This is a genomic window from Legionella norrlandica (assembly GCF_000770585.1).
Taxonomy (GTDB): Bacteria; Pseudomonadota; Gammaproteobacteria; order Legionellales; family Legionellaceae; genus Legionella; species Legionella norrlandica.
The window spans coordinates 1-20,114 of the sequence record NZ_JNCF01000032.1 but is presented as its reverse complement, the minus strand read 5'-3'; the positions used below and the strand labels follow the sequence as shown (position 1 = coordinate 20,114).

The following is a 20,114-nucleotide window of genomic DNA, read 5'->3' as shown; positions in this document are numbered from 1 at the left end:
GAGAGAAGTGCGAGGGGAAACGGAGGATAGAACCGCAAATCTTAATGAGTATGTATATATACGTAGGCGCTAGCGCCAATACTTAATGGATAATTGATTGGATCATAATCAGTGATTTGAATTTGCACTGGTAGACGCTGCGGTAATAAAAACCAATTACTTTCGCTATTGCGAACAATTTGTATCTGGGTCTCACGGTGGGTTTCTAATCGGCTAGCAGCCCAATTCCTGGAAAGAATGACTCCATGATAAATTTTAGATCCGAAATACATTCGCGGAAAAATAGAGACTTTATCACCAGCCTTACTCGGCGCAAATCCGTTTCATTAAAATTAGCCTGGATAAACAATGTATCGGTTTCCGCTATGGAAAAGATGGGTTTCCGGATTTTGATGGGTGTGCCTAAAGCAACAAACATATCCTGGATCGAACCATTTTGTTTAGCGTACACCGTTGTTTCATCTAAATCGATTTTCGCATTTTTCATCACGGCAGTCAGAGATTGAATTTTCTTTTTTTGTACAATGACTTGCTGGCGATTCAGTTCTAATTCTTTTTCTAGCGCTTTTAATTGGCTTAACGCAGCATTTTTCTCTTTTAACATGGTGTTAACAGACAGCTTTGATACGGCATGATCACGTAATGCTGAATTGTTATGCTCATAATCAAAACGGAATTTTTCATAAAGCTCTTTTTGCGCTTGAAGTAAATGTTCCGTTTTTTCCACTTGTTTGCTTAATACCACTAATTGAGCTTTTGCCTCTGCAACATCGCTAGTCGCTTTTTTATAAGCAAGCTCATATGGTGCTTTGAATACAGTAAACAATGGTTGGCCTTTTTTCACTTGCTCTTCATTCTGGACGTAGATGTTGGTGATATAACCTTTTACATTGGCTGCAACAGGACGCACATTAGTAACTACAAAGGCATTATTGGTAAAAGGAAATAAATACGAATAATGATAGATAAAGATGAAAAACAAGACACACAATAAAATAGTTATGGGAAATTTCGTTCTGGTTTTGCTACTCATGTTTTATGTCTCAATCCCTGATTCAATTTAAGCATCCCATCCGAAAATACTTATATTGCATCTAGTTTAATATCATATACATCATAAATTAACACTATTTTCTTAATTTCTTTCTCAAGCAAGGTCATTTCTTTCTGCATATTATCAAAAATGGCTTCTGTCACTATTTTATTCTGAATATTAATCGTTTCTATAATGATTTCCTCCTCTGGCTCTGTGACAAGAAGTTCTGGTTTTTGTCTCAACAATTCGCGTTGCAGTGCTCTTAAGTTATTCAATAATATACGGAGTTGATCGCATACCCATGGGTCTGAGCGAATTTCTTCTGTTGATAAACAATAAATAAATACACTGAACATGCGAAAGAGGCGTCTAAAATGCTGCATCGCAGCTGCAGCGTGGGATATGAAAAATGGAGCTTTGGGGGTTTCTATTTTGGCTTCGCCAATATAACGATTGTGCAAAGTAAATCCATCAAGCGTTTTCTTCTCATATTCCAAGTATTCTGCTTGTACCACAGCCAAAGATTTCGTCGAATCCAGATAACTTTCTAAAAGGTTCGCTAATTGGTTAATAAAATTTAACTGAGTCTCCAAAACCTTATTTCTCGCATATTGGGGATAAAAAAATCGTATCATAAACATAGAGCCTACTACCCCGATGATGACATTAAACACACGAAGTACAGCAGTATCTATGTCATTATAATTCAATAAAACGATAGTCAGAGTCACAGCACCGATGGTCCCAATATACGTTTTATCCCCCCCCATGAAAAAATACGCGTAAAGAAATAAACCTGGGACTAAAGCCATGATATTGATCACAGGATTATTGGCGCAAAAATACACGATAAAAATTCCATATAAAGCGCTTAATATAGTACCTGCAAAACGCAAAAAGCTTTTGGTAAATACCCCGCCGACAGTGGAATATTCATACATGACAAACCATATAGTGACTAAAGTCCAGGCACTCTCTGGTACCTCGTAATACCAGGTAATTAGGAAAAGAAAAATACAAGTAAGCGATAATCGCAATGTGCGGATGGTTTTTTGTTGATCAAGTCCCACGATAACCACCTGCTAAGTCTTGATATAAATTGACCAGGGCTAACAATTTTTCCAGTTTATTCTGATTTATTGCGAGCTTGAATTTATCCAATTCGATTCGGCACCTTATCAAGTTTATATTATCATCAATTCCATGACGATAGCGGACTTCTGCTAAATGGCATAGCTGTTTTTCGCTTACCAAGCCAGCTTGATTATTGTCTAACTGCTTGCTATAAGCTGCATAAGCTGACAAATCATTTGCCACATCTCGTAATGCCTCACGAATAGCAGTAATGTATTTGATATACATTGACTTATATTGAGCATTGCTCACACCAATCTGGGCAAAGACGGGAAAGTCGATTATTGGACCATTGATATAAGCTTGCCCCAGTTTAATTGACCCTTCAATGTTGGAGCCCTCTCCCAGATAAGCCCCTAAATTAATAGCTGGTAAAAGATTAGCTGTTACTGCACTGACATCGGCATGAGCTGCTTTTAATAAAGCTTCTGCCTCGTGAATATCTGGCCGCGCACTTAACACGCTCGCTGGCAAATTCCCTGGAATCAGTTTATTGCTATTAATGTTTTTAAACAGTGCATTAACCTGAATGTTTCCTGGATTTTCATTAAATAAAAAATGCAAGGCATTTTTGCTCACTAAAATATTGTGCTTAGTAACCTGAATTCGTGCTTCAATTTGTTTGATCTGACTTTGGATTTGTGCAATGTTATCCAGAGGAATTAAATCGGCATGATATTGGCTTTGAGCCAGTTTTAAATAAGCGTAATAATCTTTGAGTAGTTTATTATGTAAATCCAAAGCCTCATTTTGAGCAATTAGGGTAAAGAAACTGGCTGCAGTTTGAGCTATCACCACCAAATTTGCAGAAAATTTAGCATAAATACTTGCTTCGAGAACAGACTGCGCGCTTTTTTGTTGTTTATACAACTGGAAAATATTGATGATATAGGCTGGATAAGCAATTACTGTAGCTCCTGGATTACCTAAAACAGGAAACTGACTATAACCTGCAAGAGCTGTGAGATTAGGCAACCAATTTAATTTTATCTGCTTCAATTGGCTTTGTGCGGCTTCAATATTCGCCATAGCCAGATGAATCTGATAATTATTCTGCAATGCCTTTTGAATAAAAATATCTAACTCAGAACTATTAAATTGCTTCCACCAGAACAGATCGGGCAAATAAGCCGATTCCTTAACTTGAATGGGATACTTGTTTGGCCATTTTTGCGGTATGTGGACATAGGGTTTCTTGTAGGTTCCTTGTAATAAGCAGCCACTATTCAACAAAATGCATAACAAAATAAGCCATCTCGCCCTAAGCAGTATATATCCTAATAATGTGTCCAATGGTCCTCTTGCCTAACCTTAGCATTTTATTTTAATGTTTCTAGTAGTAAACAGGCACAGCAGAATCGCTTGCAACCAGCTGAAAGCAGCTGATCATGCAGAGATATGATAATGATATTGCGCTTCTCGCCTTCTTGTTGTCAAGTGCCAAAGCCTCAAAACAAATACATAACGGTCATCTTGATGAATATTAATCAAATAGCTCCAAGACTTTCTCAGGTGGGCGCCCTATAACAGCCTTGTCTTTAAATGTAACAATTGGGCGTTGCATTAATATAGGTTCTTTTAGCATGGCTTCCAGAACTTGGGCTTCATTATCTAACGCTAACCCCAGATCTTTAAAAACATTTTCATTGGTTCGAACAAAGTCTTTAAGAGCAAAATAAGAACGCAATGTTTTCAATTGATCGAGATTAAGTGGGGTTTTAAGATACTCAATAACAATAGGATTAAATCCTTTGTTTTGGAGTATTTCCAATGCTTTTCTTGATTTAGAACAGCGAGGATTATGATAAATAGTAATTTTTTGCATGTTGTTATTCAGGCTTTGCTGAGATTGAACTCCACTATAACATTTTATTCGAATTTTATCTTTATTTCGGTTTGACATGCTAAGTCAGTTTTCATCTCTGATGACAAACCACGCATCCATAACCGGAATTAAACATAATAGATTGATCTGGATTATTAGACTTCTGATTAAAATTTTTCACATTGGCTTTAGCATTCAAAATACGTTTTTCTAACATGTCTTTATAAGGCCATTTGTCGTAACTTTTGCTTAATTTTGCATTCTGATATATTTTAACACCCGTTTCAGGCTCCCCAGATTTAACTAACATATCGCCCAGATTCATAAAAAATCCTTCAAAATTATGCGGTGCAATCATTGAGTTCCAACACGCTCGTTGCTGTCCCACCGTTGTTTCCCTGTTCATAAATAAGGTGTAATCAGGGTTTTTTCTATCTATTTTCTTGCCCGCACAAAGATCCAAAGTTTCCCATTGCCACTCTAACCCTTCTTTAAAATGCTCCGAATCGGCACTTAAACTGCTCATTGGATATCCTGCAGTAAAATAATTAAATTCAGGCCAATTATTTATTGCGGCTTTTAAGGTAAAATATCCTTCAACTTCTTGTCGTTTATCTTTAAAAATCTGCCCTTCTACCAATTGCGTATCACCATAAAAACCTTGGTAGATTGAGTTTTCCGGATCTAGTTGTAGTGCATCAGCGAAATATTTTTTAGATAAAATAATTTGATTAGGAATTAATGGGGAATGGTTTTTTGTTCTTCCCGTTTCTGTAATTTTCCAAATATGAATAAAACCAAGATGAGCTGCTAATTTCGAATCGTATGGGTTTTCGAGATATGCAGCCATCAATAAGTAATCTGCTTTGGGAATATCCTGATATCGCCCCTCATGAAGAGTTTGCCAAAAATATTTTTCTGCTTGAGCAGCAAGCTGGCTTTTAGATGATTGTTGTTTTTTAGCAGGCGTGGTCATTAAGGCCACTTTTTCACAAGCCACCAAGTTAAACACCATGAAACCTAATAAGCTATAAAATAACCGCACGCTCACACTCCCTACTTGATTTTTTATCCCTAATAATTGTGTAGGTCATATTGTTATAACATCCTGCTCATCCCTCAAGATTAAACTACTGAAATAATTTTTGTCTATAGAGCATTTGAAATTTCATTAGCAATCAACAAACTACTTCGACTATTTCTGTCAGAAACTGTAGTAATTCTAAATTTTAATTTAATAAATGACGCATTTATTGTAAAATGATCTAATTAAAGACAAATGGATTTTATTATATACTAACAGACCGTTAAAGTTGAGGTTACGGATTATATGAATACATGCCAAGAATGGCCTGAAGACGATTTCATAATTTTTTGAAAAAAATTGAAATTTAGTAATATTCATATGAAAATAAAAGTATCATTTATAAACAAATTAGTTAAATTTGAATCAAAATGCTACCATTAACTATGGGAGTAAAGAAATATGCCGAAACACAATGACTCATCGGAAGTCTTATTATCACAGCAAATAAACGAAGCAAGGGGGTCACTTCTTAAGGCCCTTAAAGCTCAATTAGATGATCTTCTGGTGGATAAATTAGTTCCACAAGAGAATGGCGTTCCTTTTATTAATTTTGAAAATGAGCCACCACAAGTTGCAACTCTAAAAAAAGTAATTAATTGTCTTTACCATGCTGAAAAAGGTTTTGAAAGTTGGGAAAATATTGACACCAGTACCTTATGGGGAAAAGCTAAAGCAGCGCCACAATTAATTCAGGCTCTTATTCAAATTTACAAATCCTTAGGTATGCTTGATGATGCCACACCCGAAATAAGAGGAGTAATAGCCGAAAATTATAATTTGCTTGAACCCATATTTACCCGCGCCTATACCATAATTAAAGACTCAGGTTGGATATCAGAATTCATGAAAATGGATGTTACTGATAAGGCTTCTACAGTCATTATACAGGGCATGGATTTATTGGCCCAGACGTAGATAAATGGAATGATAGCCATCCTCTTGTTTCTGCTTTTTCAAAAATATCCAAATTAGTGGAAACTATCTCTCTACTTCAAGACCAAGAAGCAACAGAAGAGCAGAAACAAAAATCCGTAGAGTTAGTTCGTTCCTTATTAAATGATTTAGAAAATAACCCTTTTATCAATAAATTAAGTATTAGTGATTTCGAAAACTCAAAAGCAATAAATGATTTATTAAGATGGTTTAAAAGCATCCAAGAAGATGGTTTTGATTTTACTAAAAAATCTATTCAACAATACGTTTCCTGGGCTAATCACTATTTACCCACATTAATTATATTAGCGGATCAATTAGAACAACAAAACTACTTAAAGTCGGGCAGCTTAACTACAAACTTGTGTTCTCAAGTAGAACAATTAGGTAAGCAAGTCAATGAAATTTTATCTGAATCCAGCTTTGGTATTGAGGATCGCGTTGTAACTATAGAATCACTAAAAGCACTAAGGGAACAACGAATTGATGCAACACAGGTCAAAAGCGTAGGATCCATCGTTGCTACTGAAGGACAACAAATTGCCGCTGCCGACTTCTATCGGATTTTACAAGCCTATAAAGGAATGTCACTTGCACAAATTACCGAGCCAGATCGAGTACTATTAAGACCGTTGTATCCCAAAATACAAATGGCTCTAGCCCATGCTAATTTAGATCTTGAGAATCAGTTAACCACCATCTTAAACACGACTGGTCCAGAAAAAACAACACCCCAACCAAGATCATGGTGGCAATTAGCTGCAGATGGTTTAGGTTATCTTGCTAGTTATGTAGTGAATTATGAAGTAGATAAACTGTTGGGAACCCAAGAAGCTGTTGCTCGTTTTATGTCAAGCCAAATTGCTTCTGAACAATTTAAGCTCACGATAGCTGAGAAAGCTCGTGAAAAGCTAGCAGACAAGTCAGATGATGTAACAAAAATTCCTCTCGAAGAGAAAGTCGACGCACGGATCAATGCCATAAAATCAGCTTTAAGAAAGCAACCTCCTCAGCCTGAAGTTCCCCCATCTCAATTGGTTGCTGTAAAACCTGGAGAATTAGTTAATCTTCGCGGAACTCTTACCGCTATCCAGGAAATGAAATTATCAACCACTGTTAATAACACGAGAATCAGTATTGATACCCTAATTCGCCGCCATTTAGCAGAAAAATATCAAGCCCATTTTTCCACCTTACCTTATAAAATAAACAAGGATGATCCAGAACTAGTAGTGCAGATCAAAACAGTTGAAAATAATTTATATCAATTGGAAAAGTCTCTTAGCGATTTCGAAGGACTAGATTTAAGTTATGGAATTATGATTCGGCTGCAATATTATATTGCCATTGCTTCTGCGGCATCTAAATTGAGGTCAAGCATCACGGCCCTGTCTCCAGATACACAAAAAATTCTATCTCCATTACTACAGCAGATTAATGCCTATGGTTTATCCTTTTCAGATATGAATTATAAAGACAGCGATTTATCTTCCCTGGAGCAATTAAAAAAAGGAGAACCAGTTTCCAGAGAAGAAAATCACCATGAAAAAATTCCCCCTTCACCTGAGATAGAAGTACCTAATCAAAGTACTAAAAAAGTAAATAAATCTTCTGTAAAACCTCAAAAAATTATAGAAAAGCCCTCTGAGAAAACAGAAGCAGTTGTCGTTAAAAAAACAGAGCAAATTTCACAAAAAACCGAAAAACCAGTCGCCAAAGAAAAATCATCCGCGCTGCTTGATTATGCCGATAAAATCGGCAAGACACGAGCAGTATTATTAGATAAGTTTAAAACAACGTTATCTGCTCCATTAACCACAACTCTAAACCCTCAAGAAAAAGGAGTACCATTTGTAGATTTTGAACAAGATCCGCCGCAAATAGCTACAATAAAAAAAATGATTAATAGTATGCATTATGCCGAATGCGCTCTCAAAATATGGCATGGCATAGATACGAGCACCACTTTTGGAAAAATTGCTGCCGTACATCAAGGGGTCGCCGCTTTATCACAAGTATATAAATCATTTACATTATTTACAGAAAACTCTTCAGAAATCCAAACTTTATTTCGTGATAATTATGAAGATTTAATAGCACCGATAATTAATGAAGCCGCCAATCTGGTGAAACAGTATGGTTGGACTAACCAATTTAGGGAATTTGAGGTGACTAAAAAACTGGGAAGTATTCTAGGGCAAGGAATTAATACCGTTCAGCCCCAAACGGAGAAGAACCATACAACACCCACTTCTTCCTTAGTTAAATTATTTTCAGAATTGCCCACATTACTGAATAATATTGCAAGTACATTCAATCAAGCCGCTGAAAAACCTTCTGACGAATTGAAAGTCGATGCCCAAAAAATTGCGGCCATAGGTGCAGTATTTGAGCTTTTTTTTGAAGAGCATGCAGATCTATTCGGCTCACTTAAAGGGTTTCATGCAATTGATGGCCTTCTTGACTTAAATAAGAAAATCCAACGAGAAGGCACTAATCTACAAGAAGCTACCATAAAACTCTATCAAGAATGGTTAAAAGACAGCTATTCTCATTTGATGATGATACTTGATGAAGTAGAAACTCGTTACTATTTGACCCCCGGCCTCTTATCAGCGCCTATTGCTCTGGAAATAGACCGTATTAATGACAAATTGAATGAAACTATTGAAACAAAACCCAAGACGAGCTTAAAAACAATTCCCCTTTCTTTTGACATGGGAAAAGTTAGAAAAGAACAATTAATCGCAAGGAAATCAGAGCAGTGGCTGGAGATATTCCAAATTGAGGAGCAACAAAACGCGGCTAAAGCTTTTTTTGAGATACTCAAACAACAGGTTGATCGTTCATTTTCAGATATTGCTCCCAGTGAACTGGCTAAATTACGTTTGGCGTTTGCCAAGATTCAATTGGCTTTTGCAAATAGTAATTTGGAATTAACCAATGAATTTATTGTGGCTTTAAACCAACTTGAAACCTTACCGCCTGAAGATGCAAAAAAAATTAAACTCAACATCCACCCATTATTGCAGTTAGAAACTTCAATAGATAATTATTTAAATGAGCGAAAAAAATCCTATGAATTAAAAATGCGAGTCATTGATAACGCCATCAAGTATGTCCAATCAAAATCTTTTGGACTTCCATCTGACTCATCAGAAGACATAAATGTTCCCCAATTGCGTAAACAGTTTTTAGATATTGAGCGTGGAAAACCTGCTGTTGGTCCTGGAGAGTTAAAGCCAACACCCATATCTTCTCTTAACACAGTTCGTGGTAATTTAGCCTATATTCAAGAGTTACAATTATCCTCTGTAGTAATCCTGATGAGAGAGGAATTCTCTAGTATTACTAAAAATAACTTCTCAAGCCGGATTCAAAGTTACTTAAATAAACCTGTAAACGAACCATTGCATGTGATAAACAATACTGATCCGATCATGGTTAGGCAAATTAAGGAATTTGAAAATGGTTTATATCATTTAGAAACGGCATTGAAACAATTTGAACAAATGAATAAAAGTGACAGTCTTGTGTCCCAAGCCAAAGCTCTTCTGGAAATTACCTATAATGCTCGTCAATTAAAAGTTGCGGTAGAACAACTCACACCGGAATTAAAACACCACTATGGCCCACTAGCAAATACAGTGATAAATTTCAGTCAAAAAGTTCGATCGCTGGATTACAATAAGAAAGATTGGGCAGATCTTCAGTTTGTTCTAAGTAGAACCCACAAGGAATTATTAAAAAGAAAAAAACCAAGAGATCCTCGTATTGAAAAAGCATTTTTCGAAGCAGGAGTTCGTGAAATTCAGAGTGATTCTTCAGAATCTGCAGGTAAAAAGGCTGCGAAACTTGGCATAAAATACTCGCATTTGGTATCTCCTCAATTAGAAAAAGCAAGGGCTTATTTAAGCTCTAAATATAATGATGTATTTGGAGTGCAACCTGGCGTTGTTCGCTCATTAACTCGCGAGCAATTAGCAAATGACGATTTCATGCATATTGAAATTAAGCGTTTGAAGAAAAGAATGGAAAAAGATTATGGCTTTAATATTACAACGATTAAGATTCTCCTTGATTTATTAGAGCAAATTCAACGTGCTGGCTCTCAAACGGCTGAGTTAGCCGGCATGGTCAATACTTTAGTAACTTATGATTTTTCAAAAATAAAAGAAAATACATATAGAGAATTAATTACCAAACTCTCTGAAGAAGAAGATTATCTTTGTTTAAAACCAGGTACCTTAATCAATCCAGCCATGGCTGCAGTCAACCAATTATTTTTATCAGCTGCCTTAGAATTGGATATGCCCTTTAGTAAAAAGCTGGCTATTCTAGATGAAGCAACCTATAGCAATATTCTCATCGAACAGGCTGAAAGCGAAATTCAAGCCCTAAAGAAAAAATTAACTGAAGATCCATTGAACCCTGAAATAGCATTTCAAGTTGCTATTAAGGAAGATAAGATCAATTTTCTGAAGCAACAGATAGCCTTGATGGCAGATAAAGACCCCAATAAAACTAAAAGCGCATTATTGGATATCCAGTTTGAAGTGTCTTTACGTCATCATCTTACTGATACTACTCTTAAAGGACCTATTGGCCAACAATATGGGCAAGCTGTTAGACAATTTTATGAGGAAAATAAAACGCGCTTACTGTCCGTAGATGATTGTTCTAATGAGTTACTTCAATCAATTAAAGAATTTGAAAAAAATAATTTAGCAGACTATTTAATAGTTTATGAGGCCTACGAAAGACTTCGTATCTTTGCCTTGAAGCTCCCTGCCAAAAATCAGGATGTTAGAGATTATATCGGTGGCATTAATAGAGAACTAACCAATGGCGACATTCCTATAAAAGAACGAGCCCTAAAAGTTAAATCATTACCTCACGACAGGATATTCATTAAAAAATTAAGTTCAGCAGATGAAGGCACTAGCTTTTTAAGGAAATTCATACAATTTATTGAAATAATTACATCAAGTATATCTGAAGCAATCAAAACCGGAAGAAATTTGATTCATATCTATCGCGAGAAACAAATGGAACAGTCAATAAAAAATATAGAAAAATCAATCGGATTCAAAAAAGAACTTAATTCGATTAAAGATGATTTTTCACCTAATGAAGAGGAAGATAGAAGTAAACAACCTCACTAGAACAACCTACCCTTGCTAGCCAACTACGCATGGGGTCAATTGTGAAACTCTGAGTTCCTATGGCTTGCCACGAGATCAAAAGATTAGGGCAAGCCACGGTATTACCCCTAGAAAACAATAGAGCTCTTACATAACCTCAAAAAATAGATAAAGGCAGTTTTTATCTAATTTTCAGTTCACCTCCGGTAGCTCGTCAAATCGTTTCAAATTGGTGACTTTATCTTCCCAAGATGAACGACTGGCGTAATAAATATGAGCTGTTGGCTCTAGAAATGCATCATCATCTACTGTCCCTACTGGTAAAACCACATGAGAATCTTCCTCCAACCTAGGAAGTGGGCTACCACAGGTATTACAGAATGCACGTTGCTTCCTTGTTCCTTCCAATTTGAAATAAGTAATATTTCCTTGGCCTTTTTCCCATAATAATTGAGCATTATTAAAAAATGCACTGGCACCATGAATTGTACCAGTTTCTTTTCTGCATCGGCTGCAATGACATAAATACATCGCTTCTGGTTTTTCCCCAGTAATGATATAGCGGCAGGAACCGCATAAACATTCACCTTTATATTGACTCATTGGCTTAACCTCTCTAAAGTTCAAAATTATAAATTCCAGCAATCAAATTGAATCTTAAACCAAATCGTTTCCTTCTGTTTCGATAATGATAGGCAATAATTTTAAAATGTTTAACCATGCCGATCACATTTTCATTTAGCACACGTTCACTGGATAACTCACGATTTTTCTTTTTATCCTCTTTGGTCAATGGATTCTTTTTTGTCTTTTTCTTTGACAGTGCTGAGTTCTGATGTAGCTTATGTATGCCTTGATAACCTGTGTCCGTAAGGCTTTTAATCTCTGGATGAATATGAACACCCGATTCTTTAAACAACCTAAAATAAGGTCATAAGCAGTCTATCTTCAATCGCCAATTTATTTGGTTTACCGCCTTGAGCCTTGAGAACAGCCTCTGCGTCTCTCAATATGCTTATCATCACATCAAAAGTAGTGCGTTTAATTCCTGTAAGTCTACGAAAATTATCCGAGGACTCTTCTTTGATTTGCTCAAACCTCATCGACATCCTTGCCAAAAATCAACAAGTTTAATTAATTTCTGAGGTTATGCAAAAGCTCTAATATAAACAATAAGCATCTCCCATATTTCTATCTTCTTCTTTGAAATAGCCTATACTTTTGAGTAATGGAAACTTATCTCTCATGGAATTTTAAAAATGATGACCCCTTCCTGGAAAAATAAGTTGCAAACGCAATTAATGAAAAGGTGCGGTGCCCAACAAGGGAAACTTCTGCTTGAAAAATATACAACAGCATTGTCAATGAGTTACTGTGAACAACACTCCCCGGAAGAAGCAGTCAAAGACATTTTACAAATAGAAAAGCTTTCCAAAGATACTCCTCTCGCCATTGATTTTTATGAAACCCAACAGCAGCAATATCCTTTACATATTAAGCTGTATCGTTATGAGACACCAATTCCTCTTTCTGACATTTTGCCTATGCTTGAAAATATGGGGTTGCGCACTTACACCGAACACCCCTATAAACTCACTACTCATGAAGGGCATGTTTTTTGGATTAGTGATTTTAATGTCGCCTATTCTCAAATTGACTCGCTCAATATTGCACAAATTAAAGACATTTTTGCTGAGTCCTTTATTAAAATCAGTTTTGGCCATTGTGAAAATGACGGCTTTAATAAATTAGTATTACAGGCCGGTCTGTCCTGGCGGGAAATTACTATTTTGCGAGCCTATGCGAAATATATGCATCAAATCGGCGTCCGTTATAGTCCAATTTATATTGAAAAAACCGTAGAAACACACGCAGCCATTGCACAAAAATTGATTCACCTTTTTTATTTAAAATTTAGCCTGAATCAAAAACCTGTATTTAAAAAAGAAATGGCAGCACTTGAACTAGAAATACAAACAAACATTGATGCCATCAGCAGTCTCGATGAAGATCGAATCATGCGTTATTTTTGGGCTTTAATGAAAGCGACTCTTCGGACAAATTACTTTCAAACGAATAGTCAAGGACAGCCGAAAGATTACCTCTCATTCAAATTAAAATCTTCGGAAATACCTGATTTACCCCCAGGCCAACCACTGTATGAAATTTTTATATACTCCACTCGTTTTGAAGGAATACATTTACGCAGTGCTAAAGTAGCCCGCGGCGGGATTCGCTGGTCTGATCGGCCAGAAGACTTCCGCACGGAAATCCTTGGGCTTATGAAAGCCCAAAAAGTAAAGAATTCCGTTATTGTGCCTTCTGGCGCCAAAGGAGGCTTTGTTCTGAAAAGATCACTCCATTTAACCACCCGAGAACAAACTCTGGAAGAAGTGATTCACTGTTACAAACTATTTATTAGTGGCTTACTGGATATAACAGACAACCTTCAAAACAATGAGATTGTCTCCCCTACCAATACCATCTGCTATGACGAACCAGATCCTTATCTTGTTGTTGCTGCTGACAAAGGAACAGCAACCTTTTCTGACATTGCCAACAATATTGCCAAGGATTATGGATTTTGGTTAGGTGATGCCTTTGCTTCCGGTGGCTCCACAGGATACGACCATAAAAAAATGGGAATTACCGCCCGTGGCGCCTGGGAATCGATCAAACGGCATTTGCGAGAACTTGACATCAATATTGAACAGCAGGACTTTACAGTAGTAGGTATTGGTGATATGAGTGGAGACGTCTTTGGTAATGGTCTTTTGTATTCTAGACACATAAAGCTGCTTGCGGCCTTTGATCATCGTCATATATTCCTTGATCCGAACCCAGATCCTCTAGTTTCTTATGAAGAGCGGCTTCGTTTATTTAATTTACCCACTTCATCATGGGAAGATTATAATCCTCAACTGATTTCCACAGGAGGCGGTGTTTATAAACGTTCCAGCAAAACCATACTTATTAGCCCCCAAATAAAAAAAGAACTGGCCATAGAGGCCGATTCTCTTCCACCCAATGAACTTATCCGTGCATTACTAAAAGCACCAGTAGATTTACTATTTAATGGGGGTATTGGGACCTATGTCAAGGCAACCACAGAATCCCATGCCGATGTTGGAGATAAAGCTAATGAATTTTGTCGCGTTAATGGCGCAGAGCTGCGCTGTAAGATTGTAGGAGAAGGTGGAAATCTGGGATTCACTCAACTTGGAAGAGTCGAATTCGCATTACAAGACGGCCTTATTAACACAGACTCCATTGATAACTCAGGAGGAGTAAACTGTTCCGACCACGAGGTCAATATCAAAATTCTTTTAGACAAAGAAGTGAGGAAGCGTTCTCTCACCGAGAAAAAACGCAATCAACTACTAAGCAAAATGACAGAGGAAGTTGCAAACCTTGTTTTACAAGATAATTACAACCAGGCCTTGGTTCTAAGTATTTCAGCAATGCATACCGCCATGTATGGCGGTTTATATCAAGCCTATATTAAAGAATTGGAAAGATGGGTCAATTTGGACAGGAGTATCGAATTCCTCCCCGATGATAAAAAACTTCTGGAGCGAAAAGCGTTAGGAAAAGGACTTACACGGCCAGAACTTGCCATCGTGATGGCCTATACAAAAATTCATATCGCCAATGAATTATTAAAATCCGATCTGCCGGATGATCCTTACTTTGCCATTATTTTGGAAACTGGTTTTCCTCCTTCGCTTAGAAAAACCTATGCAAAAGCCATGCAAGAACATCCCTTATATCGGGAAATTATAGCAACCCAACTGAGTAACCAGATTGTCAACACTATGGGAATTACTTTTATGTATCGCATGCTGACAGAAACTGGTCTTACTATTGCTGACATCGCCCGTGCTTACACAATTGCAGCAAATGCTTACCAAACGGACGCCTTACAAAAGCTGATTGACTCACTGCAAGACCGAATATCAATGCAAACTCAATACGAATTATTGCATCATGTGAGGCACTTGCTCAATTTAGCCACGCGCTGGTTTTTACACCACAAGCGTCTTTCCGGAGACATAACACAGCACATTACACATTATGGCAGGTCAATCAGAAAACTCGAAAAACTGGTTCCCAACTTGATGGTTGGCATAACCAAAGAATATCTTGAGAAACTTGTTGATCAATTCGTTAGTATTGGCCTTGAAAAAGATCATGCTCAAAAAATTGCCATGACGCGTGCTCTCTATACTGCATTAAATATCATTGAAGTCGCCACCCAAAATAAATTTGATCTCGCCATCACGGCAGAAGTTTACTTTAAAGTCGGCAGTCAATTTAACCTTGTTTGGTTTCGTGATCAAATTGGCAATGATTCGCGAGAAGGGCATTGGAATACAATGGCTCGATTATCTTTACGCAATGAATTGGATAATCTTCAAAGGCGCTTGGCTATTGCTATTTTAATGTCTAATAAAAAAGAACGTACTGCTGAAAAGCTGATAACCTATTGGCTAGAACAAAACACTCACATTCAACAACGCTGGGAAAAATTGCTGGAAATGTTAATAGAAAGCGAGTCCATTGATTATACTATGTTTTTTATTACCTTACGTGAATTCTCTTCGTTAATTCGGGTGTAAGAGATGAAATTTAGTAATCAGCAGAAGAAGAGATTGCATCATATTGGGTGGAAGCAACAGTATCCAGGAACCTCTCGATATGGCTGGATTCCTAACAAACCCCAGAGCGAGACAGAATTAGTGGCTGTTCAAATCACACCCTAATGCCTTCCTGAAAAGCTTATCTTCTCAAAACAAAGTCACAAATGATACTTGAAAAAGGATTGATTTTATTCAAGAATAGCCACCCATTTGCTATCAAAATTGACTTATTGAAAATTAAATTTGCTAAAGTACAAAGCATTCGGATGAATTTTTGCCTGCCTCTTATTTTTAGTAATTTTAATTTTTCAGCAATACCCAACTTAGCTTTAAAAGGAGGCGGGATGAACAAAGAAATGATATTGGAACTCATTGATTCCGAACGGGATCAACAAACTATAGCAACGATGCTAAAAAATTGGCTTCAGGAGAATCCTTCCTTAAATGACCTTTCTTTTAAAGCTCAACGAAGTATTTTTCATCTGCTGGTCTTAAAAAATAAACCGTTAGTAATTCAAGAACTGCTACAAATTGATTATTTTAAATTATTGGCGTCGAAAGCCGATAAGTACCAAAAAACACCGCTTCACTATGCTGTTAGGCACAAGAAATATAAAGAAATCCTGGATCTCCTGATTACGTCTTTGCCTCAGTTAGAATTAAATAGTCAAGACAAAGAGGGTAATACCGCCTTGCATAATGCGGTACAGGAGAATCAAATTTGGGCAATTTTAGCTCTAGTAAACAGTGGGAGAGTCGACAGGATCTTACCCAATAAAGAAAATAAAACGGCCTTCGATTTAGCACAAAACAATGCTGCTCTAACTAAAGCACTCGTCTATTTCGATCTTCCGCAAATATCCTCTGGTTTAAAGATCTCTGAGGATGCCAACACCTTAGCTCGATTAAAAAACACCTTCCCTATGTTGTCAAAATCCAAAATTAATAATCCCTCCTCAAATGAACTCATGGATAAGTCTAAACCTAAATTAATATCTTGGGTCTCAATTTTTAAGCTGACCGATCTAAAGGAAAAAGAGGAATTAGTGAGCTGGGATATTGAAAACGTTACTGCTCTTTTCAAACGAATGGTGTTCGCTTATAAAGAAAACTCAGTCCAGTATCATGACATGCTAAAACAGTTCATCTCGGCTTGTAAGCTAGTGGATTTAGCCCAAAATCAAGAAATGATAAATTCCATTTTAAAAGAATTAGGGCCTGTTAATCATTGTATAATTGATGACATACTGAATAACTTAACTATAGAATTGCAAAATAAATACACAACTGTCCAGGCTGGGCAAGAAAGCTCAATGGAGGACTTTTTGTGTTTGGTCCTACAGGAAGGCCTTTATATAGACAAAACACCTCCTAAAAAACCGCCTTTTGATGATATTCTTGCAGAGCAATCTGGGTTATTAGGATTTCTCTGGATCTTAACAGCAGGCCTTGATCCTACAGAGACTGAAAGAAAAATCAATCTTGAGAGAATAGCTCATGCCAGTGTTTACCTACAAAGCATAAATTCTCATGTCGAGATAATAATTGCACTGCGATTATTATTTCCTTTTTTTGATCAACATCAAAAATTAGTAGCGAACTATATTGTTTGCCAACTTTTAATTAGCACTCCTACAAAACTGCCTCAAGATTCTAATTTTATTGAGCAATTAAATAAGTTTTCTCTTTGTAATCGAGAAGAAAAATATGGGTTAGGTCAGGTTGGAGAGAAATTAGACAACTTATTAAATACACTAGTCCAACAAAACGATGCATTTTACCAACAACCTTTATTCACCAATTATTGCTCATTTCAGAAAATTGCCCAAACCTTCATTAATCCCGTCGCATACCAATCGTTTAACGAGCTTGTTGATCGTGCGCTCACGCTAAAAAGCAATAAGAGAAAAAAAGAGATTGAACTTATTGCCCAAGAACTTAGAATTCTTAGTATGAAGTTTTACCAAACAGTCGCATTAAGCGAATTTGCAGATGCCAATTGGACTAAGGAGGATCCCAACTTGGCTATTAATGTCCTTCGCCTGGCTATGCACTTTAATCAACTGAGCAATTACTTTACCGCAAAAGTACTCAATCAGCCCTCCCTTGATAAAACTGTCAATGCGATACAGTTGCTTATTCAAATCGCTCAAGCACTTTGCCCATTAGCCAGTGGACAATTCGTCGATATGCATCACCTCTTAATCATAACAAGCGTGTTGGAAAATTCTTCCATCTCTCGATTAAAGCCTTGTATGGCGGCACTAACCGAAACTGAACAAGCCATCATGGCAGAACTTACAAAAATTGTAGGTTTTAGTCAGAATAAATATTGGCAACGGGCAGTACAAAATTCATGTATGACTTTACCTTATGTCGGTCTTTTCCAATCTGATCTTACTTTTGCAAAAGATGGTAATCCATACCCACTGGGAAGAGCAGAAACCTGTGGCAGCATCTTATTAAAAATATTAGCGACTAAACAACTAGTTAACTTCCATCTTTTTAGGGTTCCAAAGACCGACTTATTTGAGTTTTTAGATACCTATTTATCTGTCAATGAGAATAGACTCTATGAGACTTCTCTCAGAAAATTCCCTAAAGAAACCAAAGATATTTTCGACTTTGATGAGCCAGAAAAAGCCTTGAAGCATCCTCTCGAAAAACTGGATTGGAAAGATTTAGAATATAATGAAATACCTCGCAACGAACAATCTCCTAAAGCATTAGGTGAGAAATTAATTGGCAGTTGGCTACTTCTCGACGAGTTGAATTTTAAGTATCTTGACCATTATGCCATTCCTCGAATTAAATTTAAGGAAAAAACCTATCCTCCAACTCAGCTAGGGGAAATATTAATTGCTTTTTTTATGATGCAGTTAAAAGAATTAGAGGAACCAGCAAAAGATCAAGAAGCATTAGAACAAAGGCAAGCGAAAAAAATATTCTTAACAGCACTTTCTGATAAAATTACAACCACTGTGAATACCTTTATTATTATTCATAACAACTACCAGAACTCTAAACTGTCTGCGAAAGCCATTCTCTCTTTAGAAAACAAAATCGAGGAGATGAAGAACGCATTGGGACAAAATGAACCAAACATTGAGCTAAAATACCAAAATAACTCCAAGATCAAATCATTTAAAAGACGATCCCTTTCCTTTTTTATACCAAGAATCGACCTAAATGATCTTGTCACTCACGTTCAAGAACCAATTGTTGAACATACACCTAGTAGAAATAAATCCTATCGAAGCAAACATAGTGCCTCCAGAGCTTCTGAAAATGATATATTGATTCATTCGTCACAAGCTTCTAATCTTGAAACAAAAGTAAAGCAACTGAAAGGTAAAGAGACAAAATCAAAATTCTTGTCCTTAAGTGGTAAACCTAATAGATTATTCTCCCCACTCGCTGCTAATCCATCGGTATATAGCGAACGCTCGATTGCATTAGCTGAATCGAAAGATGAGACTACGAAACAGGAGAGCCCCAATAGGCCTGACATAACCTCTTGAATTATGTCAGGTCTTGCTCTTCATCCGTATAATTCAATTAGAGGATTTTTCAATAATGGAGCGGGTGATGGGAATCGAACCCACGCTATCAGCTTGGGAAGCTGAGGTTCTACCATTGAACTACACCCGCATTATTCATGCACACGTCATAGTGTCTTGAGTCCCTCTTCAATGATTGAAAGACCAATTTCCACATCTCTTATACCCGTGCACAGCGGCATGAGAAGGCGAATGACATTGCCATACGTTCCACAAATGAGAATCACTAGTCCATGTTTTAAACAAAATTGAGCCAATTTTCCTGCAGCCTCTTTGTTTGGTTCCTTTGTGTCTCGATCCTTCACCAGTTCAATCGCCCTCATAACTCCCAAGCCGCGAACATCGCCCACTACTTCGTATTTTTCTTTAAATTCAGAAAGTCTAGATTGAAGTATTTTTTCAAGATTGGCAACATTTTTTAAAAGACTTTCTTCTTCAAAAATTTTAAATACTTCAAGAGCCGCCGCACAGCTTAGAGGATTTCCTCCAAAGGTTCCACCCAGCCCACCGTCCATGACGGCATCCATGATTTCAGTTTTACCGGTTACACCAGATATCACTGTTCCACCACCAAGACCTTTTGCTGATATAACAAGATCAGAATCCACACCCAATATCTTCATCGCGAACATATTCCCCGTTCGGCCAAAACCAGATTGAATTTCATCGGTAATGAAAACAATATTGTTTGCAGTACAAAACTCTCGAAGTTTTTTCAGAAATAAGGCAGGGCATGGGATGAAACCTCCTTCACC

Annotated in this window: 10 protein-coding genes, 1 tRNA gene and 3 pseudogenes; 4 read left to right on the top strand and 10 right to left on the bottom strand. The window is 36.9% G+C overall.

What is annotated here, in order from left to right; translation table 11 throughout:
- Positions 1 to 41: 41 nt before the first annotated feature.
- The 5 genes and pseudogenes from OK13_RS08920 to OK13_RS08900 all read right to left on the bottom strand — a co-directional run bounded on the left by OK13_RS08920 (position 42) and on the right by OK13_RS08900 (position 5,040).
- Positions 42 to 1,033 (bottom strand): annotated as a pseudogene (locus tag OK13_RS08920) (HlyD family secretion protein).
- Positions 1,034 to 1,083: 50 nt separating this feature from the next.
- Complete coding sequence (locus OK13_RS08915; protein WP_035890272.1) at positions 1,084 to 2,106, bottom strand: FUSC family protein; 1,023 nt, start codon at positions 2,104 to 2,106, stop codon at positions 1,084 to 1,086.
- The gene (locus tag OK13_RS08910) at positions 2,096 to 3,439 is read right to left on the bottom strand and encodes a TolC family protein (protein WP_035890292.1); all 1,344 of its coding nucleotides are present in this window, start codon (positions 3,437 to 3,439) and stop codon (positions 2,096 to 2,098) included. The genes OK13_RS08915 and OK13_RS08910 overlap by 11 nt, the downstream gene beginning before the upstream one ends.
- A gap of 214 nt (positions 3,440 to 3,653) precedes the next feature.
- On the bottom strand, positions 3,654 to 3,995 hold the full coding sequence (gene arsC, locus OK13_RS08905; protein ID WP_035890290.1) for an arsenate reductase (glutaredoxin): 342 nt from the start codon (positions 3,993 to 3,995) through the stop codon (positions 3,654 to 3,656).
- Between the two features lie 91 nt (positions 3,996 to 4,086).
- Positions 4,087 to 5,040 carry a hypothetical protein gene (locus OK13_RS08900; RefSeq protein WP_035890270.1) on the bottom strand — a complete coding sequence of 318 codons (954 nt, stop codon included), beginning with the start codon at positions 5,038 to 5,040 and terminating at the stop codon, positions 4,087 to 4,089.
- Positions 5,041 to 5,481: 441 nt separating this feature from the next.
- On the opposite strand from OK13_RS08900, the pseudogene OK13_RS08895 reads away from it, so the two are divergent.
- A pseudogene (locus tag OK13_RS08895) lies at positions 5,482 to 11,180 on the top strand (SdhB).
- A 171-nt stretch (positions 11,181 to 11,351) separates the two neighbouring features.
- Here OK13_RS08895 and OK13_RS08890 read toward each other — a convergent pair.
- The 3 genes and pseudogenes from OK13_RS08890 to OK13_RS16185 form a co-directional block, all read right to left on the bottom strand.
- Positions 11,352 to 11,762, bottom strand: coding sequence for a GFA family protein (locus OK13_RS08890; RefSeq protein ID WP_035890268.1), 411 nt, complete (start codon positions 11,760 to 11,762; stop codon positions 11,352 to 11,354).
- A 13-nt stretch (positions 11,763 to 11,775) separates the two neighbouring features.
- A pseudogene (locus tag OK13_RS16190) lies at positions 11,776 to 12,084 on the bottom strand (transposase family protein); the annotation flags it as partial.
- Complete coding sequence (locus tag OK13_RS16185; protein ID WP_052117626.1) at positions 12,080 to 12,262, bottom strand: hypothetical protein; 183 nt, start codon at positions 12,260 to 12,262, stop codon at positions 12,080 to 12,082. The pseudogene OK13_RS16190 and the gene OK13_RS16185, both read right to left, overlap by 5 nt.
- Before the next feature lie 156 nt (positions 12,263 to 12,418).
- Between OK13_RS16185 and OK13_RS08875 the strand changes: the two genes are divergently transcribed.
- The 3 genes from OK13_RS08875 to OK13_RS08870 all read left to right on the top strand — a co-directional run bounded on the left by OK13_RS08875 (position 12,419) and on the right by OK13_RS08870 (position 19,320).
- The gene (locus OK13_RS08875; RefSeq protein ID WP_152571643.1) at positions 12,419 to 15,778 is read left to right on the top strand and encodes an NAD-glutamate dehydrogenase; all 3,360 of its coding nucleotides are present in this window, start codon (positions 12,419 to 12,421) and stop codon (positions 15,776 to 15,778) included.
- A gap of 3 nt (positions 15,779 to 15,781) precedes the next feature.
- Positions 15,782 to 15,922 (top strand): hypothetical protein, encoded by a 141-nt coding sequence (locus OK13_RS14565; RefSeq protein WP_160264743.1) that lies wholly within the window; start codon positions 15,782 to 15,784, stop codon positions 15,920 to 15,922.
- Between the two features lie 221 nt (positions 15,923 to 16,143).
- Positions 16,144 to 19,320 carry a RasGEF domain-containing protein gene (locus OK13_RS08870; protein WP_160264742.1) on the top strand — a complete coding sequence of 1,059 codons (3,177 nt, stop codon included), beginning with the start codon at positions 16,144 to 16,146 and terminating at the stop codon, positions 19,318 to 19,320.
- Between the two features lie 56 nt (positions 19,321 to 19,376).
- On the opposite strand, the gene OK13_RS08865 is transcribed toward OK13_RS08870, so the two are convergent.
- Together OK13_RS08865 and OK13_RS08860 are read right to left on the bottom strand one after the other, a co-directional pair.
- Positions 19,377 to 19,450: transfer RNA gene (locus OK13_RS08865), tRNA-Gly, on the bottom strand.
- 16 nt (positions 19,451 to 19,466) lie between these two features.
- Positions 19,467 to 20,114 (bottom strand): aminotransferase class III-fold pyridoxal phosphate-dependent enzyme (locus OK13_RS08860; RefSeq protein ID WP_035890262.1); only part of this gene is annotated, 648 nt, incomplete at its 5' end.

Excerpts from the sequence above, each read along its gene's own strand:
- arsC (WP_035890290.1), bottom strand. The coding sequence starts at position 3,995 with ATGCAAAAAATTACTATTTATCATAATCCTCGCTGTTCTAAATCAAGA.
- OK13_RS08890 (WP_035890268.1), bottom strand. The coding sequence starts at position 11,762 with ATGAGTCAATATAAAGGTGAATGTTTATGCGGTTCCTGCCGCTATATC.
- OK13_RS16185 (WP_052117626.1), bottom strand. The coding sequence starts at position 12,262 with ATGAGGTTTGAGCAAATCAAAGAAGAGTCCTCGGATAATTTTCGTAGA.
- OK13_RS08875 (WP_152571643.1), top strand. The coding sequence starts at position 12,419 with ATGATGACCCCTTCCTGGAAAAATAAGTTGCAAACGCAATTAATGAAA.
- OK13_RS14565 (WP_160264743.1), top strand. The coding sequence starts at position 15,782 with ATGAAATTTAGTAATCAGCAGAAGAAGAGATTGCATCATATTGGGTGG.
- OK13_RS08870 (WP_160264742.1), top strand. The coding sequence starts at position 16,144 with ATGAACAAAGAAATGATATTGGAACTCATTGATTCCGAACGGGATCAA.